Raw genomic sequence first — 26224 nt, forward strand, 5'->3', positions numbered from 1 at the left:
CCAGTAGCTCTCTTGTTCTGACCGCCGCTCCCCAGGCCAGGATTTGATGACGATCACTTCTCGCGCACGTCGCGCCGTCGAGGCGCCGTTGGGTGTCCTCGACACCCTCGGCGACCAGGCGTCCTTCTACGCGCGCACCATCGGCTGGATCCCCAAGTCGGTCACGCGGTACCAGCGCGAGGTCCTGCGCCTGCTCACCGAGGTGGCGTTCGGCTCGGGCGCGCTGGCCCTCATCGGCGGCACGGTCGTCATCGTCGCGACGCTGACGTTCTTCACCGGCTCGGTCGTCGGTCTGCAGGGCTACTCGGCCCTGAACCAGATCGGCACCTCGGCGTTCGCCGGCTTCGTCACCGCCTACTTCAACACCCGCGAGGTCGCGCCGCTGGTCTCGGCGCTGGCGCTGTCCGCGACGGTCGGCGCCGGCTTCACCGCCCAGCTCGGCGCCCAGCGCGTGTCGGAGGAGATCGACGCGCTCGAGGTCATGGCGGTGCCCTCGCTGCCGTTCCTCGTGACGACGCGCGTGGTCGCCGGCTTCATCGCCGTCATCCCGCTCTACGTCATCGGCCTGGTGGCCTCGTACCTCGCCTCGCGGCTGCTGGTCACGAACTTCTACACGCAGTCGCCGGGCACGTACGACCACTACTTCAACCTGTTCCTGCCACCGCAGGACGTCATCTACTCGTTCATGAAGGTCCTGATATTCGCCTTCGTGATCATCCTCGTGCACTGCTTCTACGGCTACAACGCCAGCGGCGGCCCCGCCGGCGTGGGCGTCGCCGTCGGCAACGCGGTGCGCAACTCGATCGTCCTCTTCACCGTCCTCGACAACCTGTTGACCCTGGCCATCTGGGGCACCACGACCTCGATCAGGATCGCCGGATGAGCGCACCGACGCAGGAGCGCGAGGACTACGCGCCGCCGCCCATCAAGGACAAGCGGCCGCCGCTGAGCCCGCTGCGCCGCCGTCTCATGGGCCTGGCGCTCGTGCTGCTCATGCTGCTGGTCGTGGCGTTCTGCCTGGCCAACTTCAACAAGCTGTTCAAGCCGGTCGAGATGGTCACGCTGCGGACCGACACCGCGGGCAACCAGCTCTCGCCGCAGGGCGACGTCAAGGTCCGCGGGATCATCGTCGGCGAGATTCGCTCGATCGACAGCGACGGCTCGGGTGCGGTCGTCGAGATGGCGATGGACCCGGACTTCCTGCCGACGATCCCGAGCAACACGACCGCGATGCTCATCCCGAAGACGCTGTTCGGTGAGCGCTACGTGTCGCTGTCGATCCCGCCGAACGGGAGCGCCCGGCCGCTGCAGGAGGGCGACACCATCGCCCAGGACCGGTCGGAGAACGCCACCGAGACCGAGCAGGTGCTCAACAACCTGCTCCCGGTGCTCACCGCGGTGCAGCCGCAGAAGCTCTCGGACACCCTCGGCGCGGTCTCGCAGGCCCTGTCCGGTCGTGGCGAGGAGCTCGGCGACACGCTCGTGCTGCTCAACCAGTACGTCGAGGGCGTCATCCCGGCGCTGCCCGACCTGCAGGCCAACCTGCGGGCCCTGGCCCCGACCGCGGACATCTACAACGTCGCCGCGCCGGACCTGATCCTGGCGCTGGACAACCTGGTGACGACGAGCCGGACGCTCGTCGAGCAGCGCGCCGCGTTCGAGTCGACGTTCCGGTCGGTGACGTCGGCGGCCAACGTGACCACGGACTTCCTCGTCGCGAACCGCGACAACATCATCGCGCTGGCGGCCTCGGCCCGGCCGACGCTCGAGCTCCTCGCGCGGTACAGCTCGGAGTTCCCGTGCCTGTTCCGGCAGCTCGCCGATCTGGCCCCGCTGATCAACAACGTGCTGAGCCCGACGACCGGACTCCTCATCGAGGCCGAGCTCACGATCGACAACGGCAAGTACGTCGCCGGTGAGGAACCGCAGTACCTCGACGACCGCGGCCCGCGCTGCTACCAGATCGAGGGCCAGGCGCCGCAGTTCCCGCCCGGCGGTCCGATCCGTGACGGCTCGATCCCGCCCGACCCCTCCCGGGGCACCCAGGACGCCTACGCCGGCGGGGCGGGCGAGGAGATCGACGAGGACTCTGACACCGGCAACGAGGCAGCCAGCACCGTCCGGACCGGCGGCGGCCGCACCGAGGGCCAGGCCGCGCCCGGCCGCGTCGACGGCGCCAACATCGGCCTGCCCAACACCCCCAACTCGCCCGAGGAGCGCCGGCTGGTGACCGAGGTGACGGCGATGCAGATGGGCGAGCGCCCCTCGCAGGTGCCCTCCTTCGCGCCCTACCTGACCGCGGCGACGCTGCGCGGAGCGCCGGCGGTGGTCCGGTGAGGGGGCTCGCGGCGCCGCTGATCAAGCTGGCGATCTTCACGACCGTCACCGTCCTGTCGGTGGCGGTGCTGCTCACCGCCATCCAGAACAGCTACTTCGGGAGCACCGAGGACTACAAGGCGCGCTTCACCGACGCGTCGGGGCTCATCGCGGGCAGCGACGTGCGCATCGCCGGTGTCCGGGTCGGCCAGGTCACCGAGGTGCAGCTCGTCGACCGCAACGTCGCCGAGGTGACGTTCAAGGTCGACGAGACCCGCCGTCTGCCGGTCGGATCGATCTTCTCGATCAAGTACCAGAACCTCGTCGGGCAGCGGTACCTCGAGGTGGCCCGTGGCAACGGCCCGCTGAACGCGGTCCTGCGCCCCGGGGCGACGATCCCGGTGAGCCAGACCCGGCCGCCGCTCAACCTCACCGTGGTGTTCAACGGCTTCAAGCCGCTGTTCCAGGCCCTCAGCCCGAACGACATCAACCAGCTGTCGTTCGAGATCATCCAGGTGCTCCAGGGGCAGGCCGGGACGGTCAACTCGCTGCTCGCCCGGACCGCGTCGCTCACCGCCACGATCGCCGACCGGGACGCGGTCATCGGGTCGCTCATCAACAACCTGAACCTGGTGCTCGACACCGTCAACGCCCGCGACGAACGGCTCTCGGGGCTGATCGTGTCGCTGCAGCAGCTGGTCAGTGGGCTCGCGGCGGATCGCGTGCGCATCGGCGAGACGCTGCAGCCCATCGCGGACCTCACGACGGCGACCGCCGGCCTGCTCGACGAGGCGCGGCCGCCGCTGCGCGACGACATCGTCCAGCTGGGCAGGCTGTCGGAGAACCTCAACGACAACCGGGCACTCGTCGAGGAGTTCCTGCGCCTCACCCCGCAGAAGGCCAACAACTTCGGCCGGGCCGGCAGCTACGGGTCCTGGTTCAACTTCTACCTCTGTGCGGTGGGCGGAACGATCAGCTTGGAGCCTCTGCTGCCGGTCGAGTTCGACGCCGGGTCCCTCATCCAGCTCCCGGATACGGCGCAGCGATGCAACGGATGAAGCCGTTCCGCAAGCGGAACCCCCTCCCCATCGGTGCGGCCAGCATCGCGATCATCCTGCTGCTCGTCGCGGCCTCGCTGAACGTCAAGGACCTGCCCCTCATCGGCCAGGGTCCGACCTACTCGGCGCGCTTCAGCGAGTCGGCCGGCGTGCTGCCCGACGACGACGTCCGCGTCGCGGGTATCCGCGTCGGGACGGTCACCGACCTCACCCTCGAGGGCAACGACGTCGTCATCTCGTTCAAGGCGCCCGACGCCTGGATCGGTGACCGGACCTCGGCGTCGATCGAGATCAAGACCGTCCTCGGGCAGAAGTACATCGCGTTGGAGCCCGCGGGTGAGCAGCCGCTCGACCCGGACCAGGCCATCCCGCGGCAGCGCACGCGGGCGCCGTTCGACGTCATCCAAGCGTTCTCGCAGCTGTCGACGACGGTGGAGGACCTCAACACCGACCAGCTCGCGCAGAGCCTCGGTGTCCTCTCCGACACCCTCGACGGCGCGGCGGGACCGGTGCGGGGCGCACTCGACGGCCTCTCCCGACTCTCGCGGACGATCTCGTCGCGCGACCATGAGCTCGCCCGCCTGCTCGCGAACACCCGGACCACGACACAGGTGCTCGCCGACCGGGACCGCGAGGTCGAGCGCCTCATCAACGACGGCAACCTCCTGCTCTCCGAGCTGCGGGCGCGCAAGGCGGCGATCGACAACCTGCTCAACGGCACCATCGCCCTCGCCGCGCAGCTGCGCGGGCTGGTGGCCGACAACGAGGCGACGCTGCGGCCGACCCTCGAGCAGCTCGAGGGCGTGCTGCGCACGCTCGAGGAGAACTCGGCGAACCTGGAGAACGGCCTGCGGCTGCTGGCCCCGTTCGTCCGGGTGTTCGCCAACGTCGTCGGCAACGGCCGTTGGTTCGACACCTACATCTGCAACCTCGACCCGCCGCTCGACCAGAACTGCGATCCGGGCTCGAGCCTGGGGCCGGACAGCCTGGCCGGGCTGTTCAACCCAGCGCTGCTCCAGCAGATTCTCGGCAACGCGCTCGCGCAGCTCGCAGGGGTCGCGCTCCCGGACCTCCTCGGGCCCACGTCGGATCCCACCCAGCTCCTGACGGTGATCCAGGGTCTGAGCCCGGAGGACCTCACCCAGCTGCAGACGATCCTCAGCGGCGGCACGGAGGCAGCGCCCGGGCTGAACCAGCAGCAGCTCGCGATCCTCTTCCCGAACGGAGTGCCCGACCTGAACGCGCTGACGGAGGCGCTGGCGCCGGCCGCCGGCGGTCTGCTCCCCGGGAGCGGTACCCCGACGGGCGGCGGTGCCCCGGCCGTGGGTGCTGCACCCGCGGACGACGGTGCCGGCGCTGACGGCGAAGGCGGAGGCAACTGATGTCGAACCGTATGGTCGACTTCTTCGAGAGCGCGTCGCGCACGCTCGCGGCGGCGCTGGTCATCGCGCTCCTCGCCACGGCGGGGCTCTGGTACGTCCTGCAGCGCGGAAGCCAGCGCACGGTGACGGCATACTTCGACAACACCGTCGGCCTCTACGTCGCCAACGAGGTGACGATCCAGGGCATCCCGGTCGGCACCGTCGACGAGATCGTCCCGCAGGGCGACGTCGTCCGGGTCGTCCTCAAGGTCGACAACGAGGCTCCGGTCCGCGCCGACGCCAAGGCCGTCATCGTTGCGCCGACCCTGGTCAGCGACCGGTACATCCAGCTCGGTCCGACCTACCAGGGTGGCCCCCAGCTGGCCGACGGCGCGGTGATCCCGGTGGAGCGCACCGGTACCCCGGTCGAGCTCGACCGCGTCTACCAGAGCCTCGACACCATCGCCCGGGCCCTCGGGCCGAACGGCGCCAACCAGCAGGGCGCGCTCAACCGGCTGCTGACGTCCTCGGCCGGTGCCCTCGGCGGCAACGGCGAGCTGCTCAAGAGCACGATCACCGAGCTCGGCGGCGCGGTCGGGACGCTGGCCGACAACCGCGACAACCTGTTCGCGACGGTCGACAACCTCGGCCAGTTCACGAACATGCTGGCCCGCAACGACGGCGCCGTCCGCGACCTCAACAACCAGCTCGCGGACATCGCTGCCTTCCTGGCCTCCGAGCGCGGCAACCTCTCGACGGTGCTCGCGACGCTCCCGCCGGCGCTGGACGACGTCGCCCGCTTCATCCGGGACAACCGCGACATCCTGCGCACGGACGTCCGCCGGCTCGCGAACATCACCGACATCCTCGTGCGGCAGCGCCGCGCGATCACCGAGTTCACCAACGTCGCCCCGCTCGCGCTGGGCAACCTGGCGAACTCGTACAACGCCCGTTCCGGCACGCTCGACGTGCGTCCGGTGCTCGCACCGGAGCTCCTGGGCGCCGGGCTGGACCCGCGGGCGCTGCTGTGCAGCCTGCTCGCCAACCAGCCGGGACTGCCGAATGCGCTGGCCCAGCCACTCGACCCGCTGCTGACCAACGTGGCGCGCGCCTCGGTGGTGTGCGGGGCGCTGCTCGGGGGCGTCGACGAGAACGGAGAGGTCGTCGGGAACTCGCCGCTGGGCCTGTCACTGGCGCCCATCCGTGACCTGCTCGGAGTGCTCTCTCAAGAGCCGTCGCTCGACGCGCTCGTGCCCCTGACCGCGTTGCCCGAGGGGGTCCTGCCGGGGACCGGCGCACCGGCCGGCGGCGACGCCGGCGCGGCCCCCGCCGAGGGCGGCGAGGACGGCGGGGCCGCGGGCGACGGGGTCGCCACCCCGACACAACCCGGTGCGGGGATCCTCGGCTTCGAGACCGTCGGAGGTGGGCAGTGAGCGCGCCGGACCGCGCCTCGGGGACGGTGCCGCGCCGCGCCCGGGTGGCGACGCTGCTGGTCGTGGCGCTCGTCGCGCTGACCGGCTGTGGCTTCCAGTCGCTCCAGGAGCTCCCGCTGCCCGGCGGCGCGTCGCTGGGGCCGGAGCCCTACACGGTCACGGCCCAGTTCACGAACGTCGTCGACCTCGTGCCCAACAACAGCGTGCGCGTCAACGACGTGCCCGTCGGCGTCGTCCGCGAGGTCTCGTTGGCCCCCGACGGCTGGACCGCGCAGGTCCGGGTCGAGGTCAACGGCGCCGTCGTCCTGCCGGCGAACGCGACCGCGCGGCTGCGCCAGACCAGCCTCCTCGGCGAGAAGTTCGTCGAGCTGCTCCCCGCGCCCAGCGCCCCGCCGCAGGGTCGGCTGGCCAACGGCGCGGTGATCCCGGTCGACCAGACCGACGTCGGCGCCCAGGTCGAGGAGGTCCTCGGGGCTCTGTCCCTCCTGCTCAACGGCGGTGGAGTCGATAAGGTCCAGACCATCGCCCGCGAGCTCAACGCCGCGACCACGGGCAACGAGGAGCAGCTCCGGTCGCTGCTCACCAACCTCGACACGCTGGTCGGCACCCTCGACCGGCAGAAGGCCGACATCGTGCGAGCCATCGACTCGCTCGAGCGGCTCACGCGGACGCTGGTCGACCAGCGCGCGCGGCTCGCGAACGTGATCGACAACCTCGGCCCCGGTCTGGACGTCCTCAACCAGCAGCGCGGACTGCTCGTCGAGACGCTGCAGGCGCTGCGCCGGCTCTCGGACGTCGGGACCGATGTCATCCGTCGGAGCCAGGCCAACACCGTGGCCGACCTGCGGGCGCTGCAGCCGATCCTGCGCAACCTCGTCGAGGCGGGCGACGCCCTGCCGCGGTCGCTCGAGATCCTGCTGACGATCCCGTTCGCCGACAACTCGCTCAACATTATCAAGGGTGACTTTGCGAACATCGACGTCAGCCTGCAGATCAACGTCCAGGACCTGCTCACGACCATCCTCAACAGCCCCGAGGTGCCGGGCGTGGACGCGATCTTCCAGCTCCTGCAACCGCCCGGCACCACACCGCAGCCGGGGACGTCCCAGGTCGGCGGGCAGGGCGTGCCCGCCCAGGAGGCGGCGAACAACGGCGGGCTGGTGCCCCAGCTCCCCGGTCTCGGCACCGCGGACGGCGGAGGGAACGGCGGATGATCGGCACCAAGACGCTGCGCCTCGTGGCGTTGTTCGCGGTCATCTCGATCGTGGGCATCTGCTACGTCGGCCTGCGCTACGTCGGCGCGGACTCGCTGATCGGCCTCGGGCCGTACACCGTGCGCGTCCAGCTCGCCGACTCCGGCGGGATCTTCCCCGACGCCTCGGTGAGCTATCGCGGCGTAGAGATCGGCAAGGTCGGCGACATGCGGGTCACCCCGCGCGGCCTGGAGGTCGACCTCGAGATCGAGAAGGACTCGCCGGACGTGCCGGCGTCCGCCACGGCGGTGATCGCGAACCGCTCGGCGGTCGGTGAGCAGTACGTCGACCTGCAGCCGCCGAACAACGCGGGCCCGTACCTCGAGGACGGGTCGGTCATCCCGATGGAGCGGACGCGGACCCCCGTGCCCGTCGACCAGCTCCTGGCTGACGTCAACGCCCTCGCCACGTCGGTGCCGCTGCCGGAGCTGCGCACCACCGTCGACGAGCTGTTCAACGCGTTCGACCGGGCCGGCCCGGACCTCCAGCGCCTGCTCGATGGCACGAACGCGCTGGTGCCCGACGCCATCGCCAACCTGCCCACGTTCCGCCAGCTGCTGCGCGACGGCCGGATCGTCCTCAACACCCAGGTCGACCTCGGCCCTCAGATCATCTCGCTGAGCCGCGACCTGCAGCTGTTCACCGCGCAGCTCAAGGCGGACGACCCGAACCTCCGGCGGCTGGTCAACTCAGCACCGCCGGCGGCCCGGGAGCTCGAGGGACTGATCCGCGACGTCGGGCCGGACCTGAGCCGCGTGATCGCGAACCTGCTGACCATCACCCGCATCCTGGAGCCGCGGCAGTCGGCCATCGAGCAGGTGCTGGTGACGTACCCGGCCCTGTCCGCGGCAGCCCCGTCGGTGCTGCAGGACGCGGACGACCCCGGTCCCGACGGCCGGGTCCACCTCGGCCTGGTTCTCAACATCGCTGACCCGCCGTACTGCACCAACGGCTATCTCCAGCCCGACGCGGGCTGGCGGCCGGCCACGGCCAAGGACTTCATCCCCATGGACACCAGCGTGCGGTGTGACGAGGCGCCGCCGGTGAACGTCCGCGGTGCCCAGAACCTGCCCGCTCCGTACGACTCCGAGAACCCCGGTAACCCCGCTGAGGCCGGTGGAAACGGCGAGTCGCAGAATGAGCAGCAGGACACGACCGCGCTGGCCTCGCTGCCGGCCGGCGGTGTCCTGGAGGGCAGCACACGCGGGGCGCCCCCGGTGATCATTCCGGGCCTCGGCAGCGACTGACCCCGAGCACGACCCCGCCGACGCTCCCCGATACGCCCGGCGGACGACCTGAGGAGCTGAGCGCCACGTCCCCGACGACGGCCCAGAAGGCCCCCGAGACCGACGAGGCCACCGAGAAGCCCCCCGCGACCCCCGAGCAGCGACGGCGGCGCCTGGTGACCGTGTTGGCGGTCCTGACCGTCCTGGCCCTGGCGGCCGCCGTCGCGAGCGGCGTCTACTGGTGGACCGGGACGCAGAGCAGCGACGCGAACGCCGCGGCGATGCGCGACGAGGCGATCGACGCAGCGGAGCAGATCGTCGTCAACATCAACACGGTGCGGCCCGCGACGCTCGACGCGGACCTCGACGCCGCGCAGACGTCCCTGACCGAGCCGATGCTCGGCGAGTACCAGCGGGTCCGGCAGCAGTTCGCCGAGAACCTGCGCCAGTCGCAGGCCGAGGTCATCGCGACCCCTGTGTCCGCGGCCCTGACGGCCTTCGATCCCCAGCACGAGCCGCCGACGGCCTCGGCGATCGTGGCGATCGACGTCAACGCCCGCAGCGCCACCGCGCAGCCCCAGTCCAAGCAGCAGCTGTTCCTCGTCGAGATGATCCGCACGCCGGACGGCTGGAAGGCCGCCAAGGCGACGCCCTCGACCGGACAGCAGTAGCCGCGGCCGACACCAGAAAGGGGGAGTGACCGTGCCACCCCGCTCCCGCACGAAGCCCGGCTCCACCGCCCGCCGCCCCAAGGTCGCCGGCCTGCGCCAGCACGCCCACGCGGGCGCCGGTGCCGGCACCGTCGACCCGGTCGATGCGCCCGATCTCGACGACCGCCTCGATGCGCCCCTCGTCGACGACCGGGTCGCGCCCGAGCCGGAGACGGCTCCGGACGACACGGAGCTGCGCCCGACGAACGGCGTATCGGCGACGACCGCGACGTCGGCCCCGGACGTCACCGAGGCACCGGCCCACCCGGCGACCGACGACGAGCCCGACGTCGAGTCCGACGTCGAGTCCGACCCCGTCGCGTCCGCCGAGACGACCGCGCTGCCGGCGCCGGCCACCGAGGAGGCCACCGAGGCCGGGGTGGACACCGCGCCCGACGCGGAGACCGACACCGCGCCGGCCAGCATGACCCAGGCCGCGACCGCCGTGACCGAGGCGGACGAGGCCACCGACGCCGAGGCGACCGGGGCCACTGAGACGAGCGAGGCCGGGGAGACCACCGAGCCCGCCACCGCGACCGTCACGACGCCGCGGCCGAAGACGCGCCGGGGCACGACGCGCATGAGGCCCCGCGCCGAAACGGCCACGAAGGAACGGCCGGTCCGCGACGGCGACGCCGCGGCGCCGACGCGCGCGGCGAAGCCCACGCGCACCGGAGGCAAGGGCACGGGCGCCCCGAGCCGCTTCGAGCGCCAGCGGGCGGCCCTGACCCGGTTCGCCGGCAGCAGGGCACTGCCGGTGGTGCTCGTCGTCGTCACCGTGCTGTGCCTGGCCCTCGGCGGCCTGGCGTTCTGGAAGGGCCGGCAGGCCTGGACGAGCGGGCCGGTGAGCAACGGTGCCGTCGTCGACGTCGGCGGGACGGCCGAGCTCGTCGGCCAGAGCCGCGAGGCGATCGAGAAGATCTTCTCCTACGACTTCTCCCGCCTCGACGACTCGGCCGACGCCGCGCGCACCATGTCGACCGGGCAGTTCGCCCAGCGCTACATGGCGGTGTTCGACCAGACCATCCGCCAGCCCGCGCAGCAGCAGCAGCTCAAGCAGACCGCGACGGTCGTGAACATCGGCGTGACGCAGATGCGCGACGACCGGGCCACGGTCATGGCGCTGACGCAGTTCTCCGCCCAGCGCACGACCACCGGGCAGTCCACGAACGCCCCGGGCCTGCTGCGTCTCGAGATGGAGCGGGTCGACGGGCGCTGGAAGCTCGCCGAGCTGACGCCCCTCACCGCGCAGCGCTGATCACGCCCACGACGCGCCGGGCACGCCACGCGGAATGCGTGGAGTGCCCGGCGCGTCTGTATGTGCGCTGACCTGCACCGGGGCCCGCTGTGCCGCGCGGGCGACACCGGGCGCGCCCCACTTGACTCCAGGGGCACGGGCGGTCACTCTGTTCGCAGCGCGGCGCCCCCGCGTCCGACCCCGGAGGTCGATTCCGCCCCAGGCGGAGGTCCCTCCCGGCGCGTCACGAGGGGGGCCGTTCGACAGGTGCCGCCATGCGTGGCTAGACTGTCGGATCGCGCTGCCCTACGTCTGTTCGCCTACTCGTGTGCCGACGCCCGGGCCGCGTCCACGCCGCCCGGTGCGCTGCGCCGCGTCCCCGGACGGTGAAGCTACTGACAGCGTTCAGACAGCGTTGTTCCGGAAGGACGCATCTTGGCAGTTACCCGCGCCACCAAGGTCTCGAACCACCACGCGTCGTTCCCCGGGGCACCCACCCGGGTCTCCTTCGCCAAGCTGGACCAGCCCCTCGAGGTTCCCGACCTGCTCGCCCTGCAGACCCAGTCGTTCGAGTGGCTGGTCGGCAGCGAGGAGTGGTTCGAGCGTCGCGTGGAGGCGGGTGAGGAGCTCCCCGTCGGTGGCCTGGAGGAGGTCCTCTCCGAGATCTCCCCCATCGAGGACTTCTCCGGCTCCATGAGCCTGTCCTTCTCCGACCCGCGCTTCGACGAGGTCAAGGCCTCCGTCGAGGAGTGCAAGGACAAGGACATGACGTACTCGGCCCCGCTGTTCGTCACGGCCGAGTTCACCAACAACACCACCGGTGAGATCAAGTCCCAGACGGTCTTCATGGGCGACTTCCCCGTGATGACCGACAAGGGCACGTTCATCATCAACGGCACCGAGCGCGTCGTCGTGTCGCAGCTCGTCCGCTCGCCGGGTGTGTACTTCGACCGCACGGTCGACAAGACCACCGACAAGGACGTCTTCAGCGTCAAGATCATCCCGAGCCGTGGTGCCTGGCTCGAGTTCGACGTCGACAAGCGCGACACCGTCGGTGTGCGCATCGACCGCAAGCGCCGCCAGCCGGTCACCGTGCTGCTGAAGGCGCTGGGGTGGACCACCGAGCAGATCCAGGAGAAGTTCTCCTTCTCCGAGACGCTGCTGGCCACGCTGGAGAAGGACTCCACCGCCGGCCAGGACGAGGCGCTGCTCGACATCTACCGCAAGCTGCGTCCGGGCGAGCCGCCGACGCGCGAGAGCGCGCAGACGCTGCTGGAGAACCTCTTCTTCAAGGACAAGCGCTACGACCTGGCGAAGGTCGGCCGCTACAAGGTCAACAAGAAGCTGGGCTCCGCGGTCGACCCGTCGGTCGGGACGCTCTCCGAGGACGACATCATCAACACGATCTCCTACCTCGTGCGCCTGCACGCGGGGGAGACCGAGGTCGAGACGGAGACCGGGACGATCCCGGTCGAGACCGACGACATCGACCACTTCGGCAACCGCCGCCTGCGCACCGTCGGCGAGCTCATCCAGAACCAGATCCGGGTGGGCCTCTCCCGCATGGAGCGCGTCGTGCGCGAGCGCATGACGACCCAGGACGTCGAGGCCATCACGCCGCAGACCCTGATCAACATCCGGCCGGTCGTGGCCGCGATCAAGGAGTTCTTCGGCACCTCGCAGCTCTCGCAGTTCATGGACCAGACCAACCCGCTCGCGGGCCTGACCCACAAGCGCCGGCTCTCGGCGCTGGGTCCGGGCGGTCTGTCCCGTGAGCGCGCGGGCATGGAGGTCCGCGACGTCCACCCGTCGCACTACGGCCGCATGTGCCCGATCGAGACGCCGGAAGGCCCGAACATCGGCCTCATCGGGTCACTGTCGAGCTTCGCGCGGGTCAACCCGTTCGGCTTCATCGAGACGCCGTACCGCAAGGTCGTCGACGGTGTCGTCATCGACCAGATCGACTACCTGACCGCCGACGAGGAGGACCGCTTCGTCGTCGCGCAGGCCAACGCGCCGCTCGACGACGACGGCCACTTCACCGAGGACCGCGTCCTGGTGCGGCGCAAGGGCGGCGACGTCGACCTCATCGCGCCGACCCGCGTCGACTACATGGACGTCTCGCCGCGCCAGATGGTGTCGGTCGCGACGGCCATGATCCCGTTCCTCGAGCACGACGACGCCAACCGCGCGCTGATGGGCGCCAACATGCAGCGCCAGTCGGTGCCGCTGCTGCGCTCGGAGTCGCCGCTGGTGGGCACGGGCATGGAGCTGCGGGCCGCCGTCGACGCCGGTGACGTCATCGCCACCGACCGCGCCGGCGTGGTCGAGGAGCTCTCCGCGGACTACATCACGATCATGGACGACGAGGGCCAGCGCACGACCCACCGTCTCCACAAGTTCACGCGGTCCAACCAGGGCACCTGCATCAACCAGAAGCCGATCGTCTCGGAGGGCGACCGCGTCGAGGCCCGCCAGGTCCTCGCCGACGGGCCGTGCACCGAGGACGGCGAGATGGCCCTCGGGAAGAACCTCCTCGTGGCGATCATGCCGTGGGAGGGCCACAACTACGAGGACGCGATCATCCTGTCGCAGCGTCTCGTGCAGGACGACGTCCTGACCTCGATCCACATCGAGGAGCACGAGATCGACGCCCGCGACACCAAGCTGGGCGCCGAGGAGATCACGCGGGACATCCCGAACGTCTCCGAGGAGGTCCTGGCCGACCTCGACGAGCGCGGCATCATCCGCATCGGTGCCGAGGTCGCGGACGGCGACATCCTCGTCGGCAAGGTGACCCCCAAGGGCGAGACCGAGCTGACCCCGGAGGAGCGCCTGCTGCGCGCCATCTTCGGCGAGAAGGCGCGCGAGGTGCGCGACACCTCGCTGAAGGTCCCGCACGGCGAGACCGGCAAGGTCATCGGCATCCGCGTGTTCTCCCGCGAGGACGACGACGAGCTGCCGCCCGGGGTCAACGAGCTGGTCCGCGTCTACGTGGCCCAGAAGCGCAAGATCTCCGAGGGCGACAAGCTCGCCGGCCGCCACGGCAACAAGGGCGTCATCGGCAAGATCCTGCCGGTCGAGGACATGCCGTTCCTCGCCGACGGGACGCCGGTGGACATCGTCCTCAACACCCACGGTGTGCCGCGACGCATGAACATCGGCCAGGTCCTGGAGACCCACCTCGGGTGGATCGCCAAGAGCGGCTGGGAGGTCGACCCGGACAACACCGAGGAGTGGGCGGTGAACATGCCCGACGACATGCGTCGGGTGGAGCCGGACACCAACACCGCCACGCCGGTGTTCGACGGTGCGCGCCAGGCCGAGATCCAGGGTCTGCTCTCCTCGACGCTGCCCAACCGCGACGGCGTGCGGCTGGTCGGCGAGGACGGCAAGGCGCAGATCTTCGACGGACGTACCGGTGAGCCCTACCCGCACCAGATCGCGGTGGGCTACATGTACATCCTCAAGCTGCTGCACCTGGTGGACGACAAGATCCACGCCCGCTCGACGGGCCCGTACTCGATGATCACCCAGCAGCCGCTGGGCGGGAAGGCGCAGTTCGGCGGTCAGCGCTTCGGCGAGATGGAGTGCTGGGCCATGCAGGCCTACGGCGCGGCCTACACGCTGCAGGAGCTGCTGACCATCAAGTCGGACGACGTGCTCGGCCGCGTGAAGGTCTACGAGGCCATCGTCAAGGGCGAGAACATCCCCGAGCCGGGCATCCCGGAGTCGTTCAAGGTGCTGCTCAAGGAGCTCCAGTCGCTGTGCCTCAACGTGGAGGTGCTGTCCTCGGACGGCGCCGCCATCGAGATGCGCGACGGCGACGACGAGGACCTCGAGCGCGCCGCGGCGAACCTCGGCATCAACCTCTCGCGCAACGAGTCGCCGTCCGTCGACGACGTCGTCAACTAGCACCTCGCCGGCCGGCCCCGGCCCACCGCCGGGGCCGGCCCGCGGACCCTTCGATACACCGCTCACCCAGCCAGGGGAGAACTTTTGCTCGACGTCAACTTCTTCGACGAGCTGCGGATCGGTCTGGCCACCGCCGACGACATCCGCCAGTGGTCCTTCGGTGAGGTCAAGAAGCCCGAGACCATCAACTACCGCACGCTCAAGCCCGAGAAGGACGGACTCTTCTGCGAGAAGATCTTCGGCCCCACTCGGGACTGGGAGTGCTACTGCGGCAAGTACAAGCGCGTCCGGTTCAAGGGCATCATCTGTGAGCGCTGCGGCGTCGAGGTGACCCGGGCCAAGGTGCGCCGCGAGCGCATGGGCCACATCGAGCTGGCCGCGCCGGTCACGCACATCTGGTACTTCAAGGGCGTCCCCTCGCGCCTGGGCTACCTGCTGGACCTGGCGCCCAAGGACCTCGAGAAGATCATCTACTTCGCGGCCTACGTGATCACCGAGGTGAACGCGGAGCAGCGGCACAACGACCAGTCGACGCTCGAGAACGAGATCGCCGGCGAGCGCAAGCGTCTCGAGACGCAGCGCGACAACGACCTCGAGGCCCGCGCCCAGAAGCTCGAGAGCGACATCGCCGAGCTCGAGGCCGAGGGCGCGAAGTCGGACGTGCGCCGCAAGGTCAAGGAGGGCGGCGAGCGCGAGATGCGCCAGCTGCGCGACCGTGCGCAGCGCGAGCTCGACCGCCTCGACGAGGTCTGGACCACCTTCACCAAGCTCGACCGTGGCCAGCTGATCTCGGACGAGACGCTCTACCGCGAGCTCTACGACCGCTACGCCGACTACTTCACCGGCGCCATGGGTGCCGAGGCGATCCAGAAGCTCCTGGAGACCTTCGACATCGAGGCCGAGGCCGAGAACCTCCGCGAGACCATCCGCAGCGGCAAGGGCCAGCGCAAGCTGCGCGCGCTCAAGCGGCTCAAGGTCGTCGCGGCCTTCCAGGCCACCGGCAACCGGCCCACCGGCATGGTGCTCGACTGCGTCCCGGTCATCCCGCCGGACCTGCGCCCGATGGTGCAGCTCGACGGTGGCCGCTTCGCGACGTCGGACCTCAACGACCTGTACCGCCGGGTCATCAACCGCAACAACCGCCTCAAGCGACTGATCGACCTCGGCGCACCCGAGATCATCGTCAACAACGAGAAGCGGATGCTGCAGGAGGCCGTCGACGCGCTGTTCGACAACGGCCGTCGTGGCCGGCCGGTGACCGGGCCGGGCAACCGCCCGCTCAAGTCGCTGTCCGACCTGCTCAAGGGCAAGCAGGGCCGGTTCCGCCAGAACCTGCTCGGCAAGCGCGTCGACTACTCGGGCCGTTCGGTCATCGTCGTCGGCCCGCAGCTCAAGCTGCACCAGTGCGGCCTGCCCAAGCAGATGGCGCTCGAGCTGTTCAAGCCGTTCGTCATGAAGCGGCTGGTCGACCTCAACCACGCCCAGAACATCAAGTCCGCGAAGCGGATGGTCGAGCGTCAGCGCGGCCAGGTCTGGGACGTGCTCGAGGAGGTCATCAACGAGCACCCGGTGATGCTCAACCGGGCGCCCACGCTGCACCGCCTCGGCATCCAGGCCTTCGAGCCGCAGCTGGTCGAGGGCAAGGCGATCCAGCTGCACCCGCTCGTCTGCGAGGCGTTCAACGCCGACTTCGACGGCGACCAGATGGCGGTCCACCTGCCGCTGTCCGCCGAGGCGCAGGCCGAGGCCCGCATCCTCATGCTGTCGGCGAACAACATCCTGTCGCCGGCGTCGGGCAAGCCGCTGGCCATGCCCCGCCTCGACATGGTGACCGGCCTGTACTACCTGACCCAGCGGCGCGACGGCGCCACCGGCGAGGGCCAGGCCTTCTCGTCGCCCGCCGAGGCGATCATGGCGTACGACCTGGGGTCGCTCGACCTCCAGGCGCCGATCAGGATCCGGCTGGGCGGCAACACCGTGCCCGGGCCGGGGATGACGAACGGCGAGTACGAGCCGGGCCGGCCGTGGCTCGCGGAGACGACGCTGGGCCGGGTGCTCTTCAACGAGCTGCTGCCGGAGGACTACCCCTTCGTCAACGACCAGCTCCCGAAGAAGCGCCAGGCCGCGATCATCAACGACCTGGCCGAGCGGTACTCGATGACCGAGGTCGCGATGACCCTGGACCGGCTCAAGGACGCCGGCTTCCACTGGGCCACGCGCTCCGGGGTCACCATCGCCATCGACGACGTCGTCGTGCCCCCGCGCAAGCAGGAGATCCTCGACGAGTACGAGGCGCGGGCCGAGCAGGTCAACAAGCGCTACCAGCGCGGTGCGCTCTCCTACCAGGAGCGCAACGACGAGATGGTGCGCATCTGGGGCCAGGCCACCGAGGAGGTGGCCAAGGCGATGGAGGACAACTTCCCCGCGGACAACTCGATCTCGCGGATCGTCGCCTCCGGCGCCGCCGGCAACATGACCCAGGTGCGCCAGCTCGCGGGCATGAAGGGCCTGGTCGCGAACCCCAAGGGTGAGTTCATCCCGCGGCCGATCAAGTCCAACTTCCGCGAGGGCTTCTCGGTGGTCGAGTACTTCATCTCGACCCACGGGACGCGCAAGGGTCTCGCCGACACCGCGCTGCGCACCGCCGACTCGGGCTACCTGACCCGGCGCCTGGTCGACGTCTCGCAGGACGTCATCGTCCGCGAGGTCGACTGCGGCACGGAGCGGGGCATCCCGATGCCGATCGGCGAGGAGGGCCCGAACGGGCTCGTCCGCGACGTGCACGTCGACACCAGCGTGTACACGCGAACGGCCGCCTCGGCCGTGACGGACGCCGACGGCAACGAGCTCCTCGCCCGTGGCGCCGACATCGGCCAGCAGGCGATCGACGCCCTCCTGGCCGCCGGCGTCGGCAAGGTCCGCGTCCGCAGCGTCCTGACCTGCGACTCGGCCCAGGGTGTCTGCGCCCGCTGCTACGGACGCTCGCTGGCCACCGGCAAGCTCGTCGACGTCGGCGAGGCGGTCGGCATCGTCGCCGCGCAGTCGATCGGTGAGCCCGGCACGCAGCTGACGATGCGCACCTTCCACACCGGTGGCGTCGCGGGTGAGGACATCACCACGGGTCTGCCGCGTGTGCAGGAGCTCTTCGAGGCCCGCGTCCCGAAGGGCAAGGCGCCCATCGCGGACGTCGACGGCCGCATCCAGCTCGAGGACGGCGACAAGTTCTGGAAGATCACCCTCATCCCGGACGACGGGAGCGAGGAGGTCGTCTACGACAAGCTGTCCAAGCGCCAGCGGCTCGCGACCCTCGAGGTCGACGGCACCGAGCGGCCGCTGCAGGACGGCGACCACGTCGGCGTCGGCCAGCAGCTGCTCGAGGGCACGGCCGACCCGCACGAGGTCCTGCGCGTCATGGGCCCGCGCGAGGTGCAGCTGCACCTCGTCGACCAGGTGCAGAAGGTGTACCGGTCGCAGGGTGTGTCGATCCACGACAAGCACATCGAGGTCATCGTCCGGCAGATGCTGCGCCGGGTGACGATCATCGACTCGGGCGCCACCGAGTTCCTGCCCGGTGGTGTCGTCGACCGCGCCGAGTTCGAGGCGGCCAACCGCAAGGTGGTCTCCGAGGGCGGCGACCCGGCGGCCGCGCGCCCCGTGCTCATGGGCATCACGAAGGCCTCGCTCGCCACCGAGTCGTGGCTGTCCGCCGCCTCCTTCCAGGAGACGACGCGCATCCTGACCAACGCGGCGATCGAGGGGAAGTCCGACAGCCTCGTGGGGCTGAAGGAGAACGTGATCATCGGCAAGCTGATCCCGGCCGGCACCGGCATCAACCGGTACCGGAACATCCAGGTCCAGCCGACCGAGGAGGCCCGCGCGGCGGCCTACGCCCTGCCGAGCTACGACGACGGGTACTACGCCCCGGACGTCTTCGGCTCCGGCACCGGCGCGGCCGTGCCGCTCGACGACTACGACTTCGGTCAGTTCCGCTGATCGGGGACGGAGCGCAGCGGAGCTCGACCATCGAGACCGCGTAGTCACCCAGCACGACACCGGAGGGCGTCCCCGCAGCGCGGGGGCGCCCTCCGTCGTGTGCGGGGGAGGCTGCCATCCGGCGACCGCACGCGGACGGGAATCGGCGGGCCCGGCGGGGCGTTGCACGACACGGTGGGGCGGCTTGCGACCCGGGCGCCCGCAGGTATCCTCGCCACGAGTCCGGTCGGTGCGGTGCAGTGTCCCGTTCCGGCATGGCCGCCCCGGGCGACGGGGACGGTCGAGGACGTCCGAGGGGCCGCGGCGCAGGACACCGCCGGCGTCGCCGGACCGCGGCAGGCGGCGTCCGGCACCCTGATCCGACCCGCTGCATCGTGCCCTCTGACGGGCGCGTACCCTGGAGCACAGTGCCCGACGTGGTCGGGTCGCTCCGCGTGCCCCGGTGTGCGGTGCGCCGGTCCTCCGAGCTCCCGCGAGGGAGCCGAGCGACGGTGGCGCCCCCCGTGTGGCCGGTCGGTACGCCGGGGCGTCGGTCGCGGTGGTCCGAGACGGACCGCCGCCGGCGCGCCGGACGCGGGGCAAGCGTGCCCGATCAGACAGCAGCAGAGGAACGGAAACAGCCGGTCGATGCCCACCATCCAGCAGTTGGTCCGTCGGGGCCGCGAGGACAAGGTCGAGAAGACCAAGACCGCGGCCCTCAAGGGGAGCCCGCAGCGCCGCGGCGTCTGCACGCGCGTCTACACCACCACGCCGAAGAAGCCGAACTCCGCGCTGCGCAAGGTCGCGCGCGTCCGGCTCTCGAACGGCATCGAGGTCACGGCCTACATCCCCGGTGAGGGCCACAACCTGCAGGAGCACTCGATCGTGCTCGTGCGCGGCGGTCGTGTGAAGGACCTGCCGGGCGTTCGCTACAAGATCATCCGCGGTGCGCTGGACACGCAGGCGGTCAAGAACCGCAAGCAGGCCCGCAGCCGCTACGGGACGAAGAAGGACAAGAGCTGACATGCCGCGCAAGGGACCCGCTCCGAAGCGTCCGCTCGTCGCCGACCCCGTCTACGGGTCGCCGCTGGTGACGCAGCTGGTGAACAAGGTGCTCGTCGACGGCAAGCGCTCGCTGGCCGAGCGCATCGTCTACGGGGCGATGGAGGGCTGCCGCGAGCGCAACGGCGCCGACCCCGTCGTCACGCTCAAGCGGGCGCTGGACAACGTCAAGCCGGCCCTCGAGGTCCGCAGCCGCCGCGTCGGTGGCGCGACCTACCAGGTGCCGATCGAGGTCCGCGCCGGCCGCTCGACCACGCTCGGCCTGCGCTGGCTGATCACGTACTCCCGCGCGCGGCGGGAGAAGACGATGATCGAGCGGCTCACGAACGAGCTGCTCGACGCCTCGAACGGTCTCGGGGCGAGCGTCAAGCGTCGCGAGGACACGCACAAGATGGCGGAGTCGAACAAGGCGTTCGCGCACTACCGCTGGTGACCGGCAGGGCGTCGGCGGGTGAGACCCACCCACCGGGCCCGCACGGTCCGAGAACACCCCGCCGCGGGACCCGCGGCGACGAACCGACGGGAAGAGGAATTCCGTGGCACGCGAGGTGCTGAACGATCTGGGCAAGGTCCGCAACATCGGGATCATGGCCCACATCGACGCGGGGAAGACCACGACGACCGAGCGCGTCCTGTTCTACACCGGCATCAACTACAAGATCGGTGAGGTCCACGACGGCGCGGCCACGATGGACTGGATGGAGGAGGAGCAGAAGCGCGGCATCACGATCACGTCCGCCGCGACGACCTGCTTCTGGAAAGACCACCAGATCAACATCATCGACACGCCCGGCCACGTCGACTTCACGGTCGAGGTCGAGCGCTCCCTGCGCGTCCTGGACGGCGCGGTCGCCGTCTTCGACGGCAAGGAGGGCGTGGAGCCGCAGTCCGAGACGGTGTGGCGTCAGGCCGACACGTACAACGTGCCGCGCATCTGCTTCGTCAACAAGATGGACAAGCTGGGCGCGGACTTCTACTTCACCGTGCAGACGATCAAGGACCGCCTCGGCGCCAAGCCGCTGGTCCTGCAGCTGCCGATGGGGTCGGAGTCGGACTTCTACGGGGTCGTCGACCTCGTCCGCATGCGCGCGCTGACCTGGCGCGGCGAGGTCTCCAAGGGCGAGGACTACGCCGTCGAGGAGATCCCGGCCGAGATGGCCGACCAGGTCGAGGAGTACCGCACCGCCCTGATCGAGGCCATCGCCGAGAACGACGAGGCGCTCATGGAGCGCTACTTCTCCGGCGAGGAGCTCTCGGTCGACGAGATCGAGCACGGCATCCGCGCCGTGACGATCACCGGTGACTACTACCCGATCCTGTGCGGCTCGGCGTTCAAGAACAAGGGCGTGCAGCCCATGCTCGACGCCGTCATCGCCTACCTGCCGTCGCCGACCGACGTCCCGGCGGTCAACGGCACGCTGCTCGACGGCGAGACCCCGGTGCAGCGCCACGCGACCACCGACGAGCCGTTCTCGGCCCTCGCGTTCAAGATCGCCGCGCACCCGTTCTACGGGAAGCTGACCTACGTCCGCGTGTACTCGGGCAAGCTCGCCCAGGGCACGCAGGTCATCAACTCGACCAAGGACCGCAAGGAGCGCATCGGCAAGCTGCTGCAGATGCACTCCAACAAGGAGAACCCGGTCGACGAGGCCCGCGCCGGCCACATCTACGCGGTGGTGGGCCTCAAGGACACGACCACGGGTGACACCCTCTGCGACCCGCAGAACCCGGTGATCCTCGAGTCGATGACCTTCCCCGAGCCGGTCATCTCCGTGGCGGTCGAGCCGAAGTCGAAGGCCGACCAGGAGAAGCTCTCGACCGCGATCCAGCGCCTCGCCGACGAGGACCCGACCTTCCGGGTCAACCTCGACGAGGAGACCGGCCAGACGATCATCTCGGGGATGGGCGAGCTCCACCTCGAGGTGCTGGTCAACCGGATGAAGTCGGACTTCAAGGTCGAGGCCAACATCGGCAAGCCGCAGGTGGCCTACCGCGAGACCATCCGCCGGCCGGTCGAGAAGTACGAGTACACGCACAAGAAGCAGACCGGTGGCTCGGGGCAGTTCGCCCGCGTCATCATCGCGCTCGAGCCGCTGGAGAAGACGGCCGACGGCCCGCTCTACGAGTTCGACAACAAGGTGACCGGTGGTCGTGTGCCGCGGGAGTACATCCCGTCGGTGGACGAGGGTGCGCAGGACGCCATGCAGTACGGCGTGCTGGCCGGCTACCCGCTGGTGGGTCTGAAGCTGACGCTGCTCGACGGCCAGTACCACGAGGTGGACTCGTCGGAGATGGCGTTCAAGGTGGCCGGGTCGATGGCGCTCAAGGAGGCGGCCCGCAAGGCCGACCCGGCGCTGCTCGAGCCCGTCATGGCCGTCGAGGTGTCGACGCCCGAGGAGTACATGGGCGACGTCATCGGCGACCTCAACTCCCGCCGTGGCCAGATCCAGGCCATGGAGGAGCGGACCGGCGGTGGGCGCATCGTGCGCGCGATCGTCCCGCTCTCGGAGATGTTCGGCTACGTCGGCGACCTGCGGTCGCGGACCCAGGGCCGGGCGAACTACTCCATGCAGTTCGACTCCTACGCGGAGGTCCCGGCCAACGTGGCCAAGGAGATCATCGCCAAGGCGACCGGCGAGTGACGCGGGTCCGCGGCCCGGGTGCGAGCCCGGGTCGCGGCGGCACGAAGCGCAGCGGAGCTGCCGCGCCGAAGGCCGACGACGGACCAGGTCGCGGGGCGTCACGGAGGCTTCGCTAGCCTCGTGTCGGCCCTCTCGGTCCTCCGAGACACGGCAGGACCCACACCGACGAGCACCACCCGGCTCGTCCCACCACGCGGGACGGGCCAGGAGAACAGAAGTCCAGGAGGACGAGAGCAGTGGCGAAGGCCAAGTTCGAGCGGACCAAGCCGCACGTCAACATCGGCACGATCGGTCACATCGACCACGGGAAGACGACGCTCACCGCGGCGATCACCAAGGTGCTGCACGACAAGTTCCCCGACCTCAACCAGGCCTCGGCGTTCGACATGATCGACAAGGCCCCCGAGGAGCGGCAGCGCGGCATCACGATCTCGATCGCGCACGTCGAGTACCAGACCGAGAAGCGCCACTACGCGCACGTCGACTGCCCCGGGCACGCCGACTACGTGAAGAACATGATCACCGGCGCGGCCCAGATGGACGGCGCCATCCTCGTGGTGGCCGCCACCGACGGCCCCATGCCGCAGACCCGCGAGCACGTGCTGCTCGCCCGTCAGGTCGGCGTCCCCTACATCGTGGTGGCGCTGAACAAGGCGGACATGGTCGACGACGAGGAGATCATGGAGCTCGTCGAGATGGAGGTCCGCGAGCTCCTGTCCTCGCAGGACTTCCCCGGCGACGACCTCCCCGTCGTCCGCGTCTCGGCGCTCAAGGCGCTCGAGGGCGACGCCGAGTGGGGCAACGCGATCATGTCGCTGATGGACGCCGTCGACGACAGCATCCCGTCGCCGGAGCGTGACACCGACAAGCCGTTCCTCATGCCGGTTGAGGACGTCTTCACCATCACCGGTCGCGGCACCGTCGTCACCGGCCGCGTCGAGCGCGGCATCGTCAAGGTGAACGAGGAAGTGGAGATCGTCGGTATCCGTCCGAAGTCGTTCAAGACGACCACGACCGGTATCGAGATGTTCCGCAAGCTCCTCGACGAGGGGCGCGCCGGCGACAACGTCGGCCTGCTCCTGCGCGGCATCAAGCGCGAGGACGTCGAGCGCGGCATGGTCATCGGCAAGCCCGGCTCGATCACGCCGCACACGGAGTTCGAGGGCCAGGTCTACATCCTGGGCAAGGACGAGGGCGGGCGGCACACGCCGTTCTTCAACAACTACCGCCCGCAGTTCTACTTCCGGACCACCGACGTCACCGGCGTGGTGACGCTGCCGGAGGGCACCGAGATGGTCATGCCCGGTGACAACACCGAGATGTCCGTCCAGCTGATCCAGCCGATCGCCATGGAGGAGGGCCTCCAGTTCGCCATCCGTGAGGGTGGCCGGACGGTCGGCGCCGGTCAGGTCACGAAGATCAACAAGTAAGTCCCTCCGGGACCCCCGGTGCAGGGCCGCGACAGTGGCCGTGCGACACTGGAGTCCTAGCTCGCACGGGGCGGCCGGCTCATGCGGTATCGAGCCGGCCGCCCTGCTGTGAGCGGGGGTCCGAGAGCCACACCGTGGGCCCGGGTCCCCCGGCCGTGCCAGCCACGCGCCGGGAGACCCACCGTGCCGGTCCCTGACGGGGACGGGGACGGACACACGTTGAACAGCGCGAGGTCCGCGGGCCCGCAGCGCGCGTGAGCGCGGGGCGGAGCCCGGCGACGGATTCGACACGCCCGACCGCGTGGACCGGCAGACGGTCCCGGTCGGGGGCGCGGATCCGGCCGGCACGCACCGGGGCGTCTCGAGAACCTGGCCAGCCACCGGGGGCGCATGCCCCGGGTGGGACGAGAAGAGGAACGGCAAAGCCACCATGGCGGGACAGAAGATCCGCATCCGGCTCAAGGCCTACGACCACGAAGCGATCGACGCGTCGGCTCGGAAGATCGTCGAGACCGTGACGCGCACCGGCGCCTCCGTGGTCGGGCCCGTGCCGCTGCCCACCGAGAAGAACATCTACTGCGTCATCCGCTCGCCGCACAAGTACAAGGACTCGCGCGAGCACTTCGAGATGCGCACGCACAAGCGACTGATCGACATCGTCGACCCCACGCCGAAGACGGTGGACGCGCTCATGCGCATCGACCTGCCGGCGAGCGTCGACGTGAACATCCAGTGAGGCCGGCCGTGACCAACGCAGCTGCAGCACACACGTACCCGGCGAAGCCGGAGCGGAAGATGAGCGGCGTCCTCGGCACCAAGGTCGGGATGACCCAGGTCTTCGACGAGGCCAACCGCGTCGTCCCCGTGACCGTCGTGAAGGCCGGTCCCTGCGTCGTGACGCAGGTCCGCACGCCCTCGGTGGACGGCTACAACGCCGTCCAGATCGCCTACGGCGCGATCGACCCGCGCAAGGTGAACAAGCCCGAGACGGGCCACTTCGCCAAGGCCGGCGTGACCCCGCGCCGCCACCTCGCCGAGCTCCGCACCAGCGACGCCGGCGACTACGAGGTCGGCCAGGAGGTCACCGCCGAGGTGTTCTCCGCCGGCGCCGTCGTCGACGTCTCGGGCACGAGCAAGGGCAAGGGCACCGCCGGTGTCATGAAGCGCCACGGCTTCGGCGGCCTCGGGGCCAGCCACGGCACGCAGCGCAAGCACCGCTCGCCCGGCGCCATCGGCGGCTGCGCCACCCCCGCGCGCGTCTTCAAGGGCACGCGGATGGCCGGCCGCATGGGCCACGTCAAGACCACGACCCAGAACCTGACCGTGCACGGCGTCGACGCCGACGCCGGCCTGCTGCTGATCCGCGGCGCCGTCCCCGGCCCGCGCGGCGGCCTGGTCCTCGTCACGACGGCCAGCAAGGTCGATCCCGCGAAGGGCGGTGCCCAGTGACCACCCCCGACGGCCACACCCCCGGCCCGGCCGAGGCCGAGGGCCACGACGCGGCCGAGCAGGTCGATGCCGGTACCGGCTCGACCACGACGGCCGCCACCGCCACGCTGCAGACCGCGCGCCGGTCGGGCTACTCGGCCGGCGAGGCCCGCCGCCTGGCCCGCCGCGACCGCCACGCGCAGGCCGCCGGTGAGACCCGCTCGGTGCCGGTGCACACGCCGGCGGGCGGCACCGACGGCACTGCGGAGCTCCCGGGCGAGCTGTTCGACGCCCCGGCCAGCACCGCGCTGATGCACCAGGTGGTCACCGCGCAGCTCGCGGCGGCCCGCCAGGGCACGCACGACACCAAGACGCGCGGTGAGGTCCGCGGCGGCGGCAAGAAGCCGTACCGCCAGAAGGGCACCGGCCGCGCCCGCCAGGGCTCGGTGCGCGCGCCGCAGTTCACCGGCGGCGGCACCGTCCACGGGCCGACGCCGCGGGACTACGACCAGCGGACCCCGAAGAAGATGAAGGCGGCGGCCCTGCGCGGCGCGCTGTCGGACCGCGCCCGTCACGAGCGCATCCACGTCTTCTCGGCGCTCGTCGACGGCGCGACCCCGTCGACGAAGGGTGCGCGCAGCGCGCTCGAGGCGGTCGTGACGCCGAGCCGCGAGCACCGCACGGTCCTCGCGGTCATCGCCCGCGAGGACGAGGCGGCGCGCCGCAGCGTGGCCAACCTGCCGGCGGTCCACCAGCTCACGCCGGACCAGCTGAACACCTACGACGTCCTGCGCGCCGACGACGTGGTCTTCACGACCGCCGCGCTCGAGGCGTTCGTCGCCGCCCGCACTGCGGGTGGACAGGAGGTCGAGAAGTGATCGCCGACCCGCGAGACGTGATCATCGCGCCGGTCATCTCCGAGAAGAGCTACGGCCTCCTGGAGGAGCGCCAGTACACCTTCCTGGTGCGGCCGGACGCGAACAAGACGCAGATCAAGATCGCCGTCCAGGAGATCTTCGACGTGCAGGTCGCCAGCGTGAACACGCTGAACCGCGAGGGCAAGCGCAAGCGCTCCCGCCGCGGCTTCGGCAAGCGCAAGGACACCAAGCGCGCGGTCGTGACGGTGACGCCCGAGAGCCGGACCATCGACGTGTTCGGCGCGCCCGGGGCAGGGAGCTGAC

18 protein-coding genes and 1 pseudogene are annotated in these 26224 nt (G+C 70.4%); all 19 read left to right on the forward strand.

Going from position 1 to position 26224, the window contains the following annotated elements:
- The first annotated feature begins 46 nt into the window (after positions 1–46).
- The 19 genes and pseudogenes from PGB27_RS11855 to rplW all read left to right on the forward strand — a co-directional run bounded on the left by PGB27_RS11855 (position 47) and on the right by rplW (position 26223).
- Positions 47–883, forward strand: a complete 837-nt coding sequence (locus PGB27_RS11855; protein WP_274200558.1) for an MlaE family ABC transporter permease — start codon at positions 47–49, stop codon at positions 881–883.
- Positions 880–2337, forward strand: a complete 1458-nt coding sequence (locus PGB27_RS11860; RefSeq protein WP_274200559.1) for an MCE family protein — start codon at positions 880–882, stop codon at positions 2335–2337. The genes PGB27_RS11855 and PGB27_RS11860 overlap by 4 nt, the downstream gene beginning before the upstream one ends.
- Positions 2334–3374 (forward strand): MCE family protein, encoded by a 1041-nt coding sequence (locus tag PGB27_RS11865; RefSeq protein ID WP_274200560.1) that lies wholly within the window; start codon positions 2334–2336, stop codon positions 3372–3374. The genes PGB27_RS11860 and PGB27_RS11865 overlap by 4 nt, the downstream gene beginning before the upstream one ends.
- A pseudogene (locus PGB27_RS11870) lies at positions 3371–4306 on the forward strand (MCE family protein); the annotation flags it as partial. The gene PGB27_RS11865 and the pseudogene PGB27_RS11870, both read left to right, overlap by 4 nt.
- 449 nt (positions 4307–4755) lie before the next feature.
- On the forward strand, positions 4756–6168 hold the full coding sequence (locus PGB27_RS11875) for an MCE family protein (protein WP_274200561.1): 1413 nt from the start codon (positions 4756–4758) through the stop codon (positions 6166–6168).
- Complete coding sequence (locus PGB27_RS11880) at positions 6165–7382, forward strand: MCE family protein (RefSeq protein ID WP_274200562.1); 1218 nt, start codon at positions 6165–6167, stop codon at positions 7380–7382. The genes PGB27_RS11875 and PGB27_RS11880 overlap by 4 nt, the downstream gene beginning before the upstream one ends.
- The gene (locus tag PGB27_RS11885) at positions 7379–8668 is read left to right on the forward strand and encodes an MCE family protein (RefSeq protein WP_274200563.1); all 1290 of its coding nucleotides are present in this window, start codon (positions 7379–7381) and stop codon (positions 8666–8668) included. The genes PGB27_RS11880 and PGB27_RS11885 overlap by 4 nt, the downstream gene beginning before the upstream one ends.
- A 155-nt stretch (positions 8669–8823) precedes the next feature.
- Entirely contained in the window at positions 8824–9318 is a 495-nt protein-coding gene (locus PGB27_RS11890) for a hypothetical protein (protein ID WP_274200564.1), read from the forward strand.
- A 31-nt stretch (positions 9319–9349) separates the two neighbouring features.
- A complete protein-coding gene (locus PGB27_RS11895; RefSeq protein WP_274200565.1) occupies positions 9350–10615 on the forward strand; it encodes a hypothetical protein in 1266 nt (421 codons plus the stop codon).
- Positions 10616–11029: 414 nt separating this feature from the next.
- Positions 11030–14509 (forward strand): DNA-directed RNA polymerase subunit beta, encoded by a 3480-nt coding sequence (gene rpoB, locus PGB27_RS11900; protein WP_274200566.1) that lies wholly within the window; start codon positions 11030–11032, stop codon positions 14507–14509.
- Positions 14510–14593: 84 nt separating this feature from the next.
- Positions 14594–18502 (forward strand): DNA-directed RNA polymerase subunit beta', encoded by a 3909-nt coding sequence (locus PGB27_RS11905; protein ID WP_274200567.1) that lies wholly within the window; start codon positions 14594–14596, stop codon positions 18500–18502.
- A gap of 627 nt (positions 18503–19129) precedes the next feature.
- Positions 19130–19504 carry a 30S ribosomal protein S12 gene (gene rpsL / locus PGB27_RS11910; RefSeq protein WP_116708457.1) on the forward strand — a complete coding sequence of 125 codons (375 nt, stop codon included), beginning with the start codon at positions 19130–19132 and terminating at the stop codon, positions 19502–19504.
- A gap of 1 nt (position 19505) precedes the next feature.
- Positions 19506–19976, forward strand: a complete 471-nt coding sequence (gene rpsG, locus PGB27_RS11915) for a 30S ribosomal protein S7 (protein ID WP_274200568.1) — start codon at positions 19506–19508, stop codon at positions 19974–19976.
- 103 nt (positions 19977–20079) lie between these two features.
- Positions 20080–22185 carry an elongation factor G gene (gene fusA, locus PGB27_RS11920; protein ID WP_274200569.1) on the forward strand — a complete coding sequence of 702 codons (2106 nt, stop codon included), beginning with the start codon at positions 20080–20082 and terminating at the stop codon, positions 22183–22185.
- A gap of 236 nt (positions 22186–22421) precedes the next feature.
- Positions 22422–23615 carry an elongation factor Tu gene (gene tuf, locus PGB27_RS11925; protein ID WP_274200570.1) on the forward strand — a complete coding sequence of 398 codons (1194 nt, stop codon included), beginning with the start codon at positions 22422–22424 and terminating at the stop codon, positions 23613–23615.
- Between the two features lie 430 nt (positions 23616–24045).
- Positions 24046–24351, forward strand: a complete 306-nt coding sequence (rpsJ, locus tag PGB27_RS11930) for a 30S ribosomal protein S10 (RefSeq protein ID WP_116708461.1) — start codon at positions 24046–24048, stop codon at positions 24349–24351.
- Between the two features lie 59 nt (positions 24352–24410).
- Positions 24411–25064 carry a 50S ribosomal protein L3 gene (gene rplC, locus PGB27_RS11935; protein WP_274200571.1) on the forward strand — a complete coding sequence of 218 codons (654 nt, stop codon included), beginning with the start codon at positions 24411–24413 and terminating at the stop codon, positions 25062–25064.
- A gap of 209 nt (positions 25065–25273) precedes the next feature.
- Positions 25274–25921 (forward strand): 50S ribosomal protein L4, encoded by a 648-nt coding sequence (rplD, locus tag PGB27_RS11940; RefSeq protein WP_274200623.1) that lies wholly within the window; start codon positions 25274–25276, stop codon positions 25919–25921.
- Positions 25918–26223: a 50S ribosomal protein L23 gene (gene rplW, locus PGB27_RS11945; RefSeq protein ID WP_274200572.1), complete on the forward strand. Its 306-nt coding sequence runs from the start codon at positions 25918–25920 to the stop codon at positions 26221–26223. The genes rplD and rplW overlap by 4 nt, the downstream gene beginning before the upstream one ends.
- Position 26224 lies beyond the last annotated feature (1 nt).

Source organism: Actinomycetospora lemnae (assembly GCF_028737315.1).
GTDB classification, from domain to species: domain Bacteria; phylum Actinomycetota; class Actinomycetes; order Mycobacteriales; family Pseudonocardiaceae; genus Actinomycetospora; species Actinomycetospora lemnae.

Coding starts and splice junctions, on each gene's coding strand:
- PGB27_RS11855 (WP_274200558.1), top strand. CDS start 47: ATGACGATCACTTCTCGCGCACGTCGCGCCGTCGAGGCGCCGTTGGGT.
- PGB27_RS11860 (WP_274200559.1), top strand. CDS start 880: ATGAGCGCACCGACGCAGGAGCGCGAGGACTACGCGCCGCCGCCCATC.
- PGB27_RS11875 (WP_274200561.1), top strand. CDS start 4,756: ATGTCGAACCGTATGGTCGACTTCTTCGAGAGCGCGTCGCGCACGCTC.
- PGB27_RS11885 (WP_274200563.1), top strand. CDS start 7,379: ATGATCGGCACCAAGACGCTGCGCCTCGTGGCGTTGTTCGCGGTCATC.
- rpsL (WP_116708457.1), top strand. CDS start 19,130: ATGCCCACCATCCAGCAGTTGGTCCGTCGGGGCCGCGAGGACAAGGTC.
- rpsG (WP_274200568.1), top strand. CDS start 19,506: ATGCCGCGCAAGGGACCCGCTCCGAAGCGTCCGCTCGTCGCCGACCCC.
- rpsJ (WP_116708461.1), top strand. CDS start 24,046: ATGGCGGGACAGAAGATCCGCATCCGGCTCAAGGCCTACGACCACGAA.
- rplC (WP_274200571.1), top strand. CDS start 24,411: ATGAGCGGCGTCCTCGGCACCAAGGTCGGGATGACCCAGGTCTTCGAC.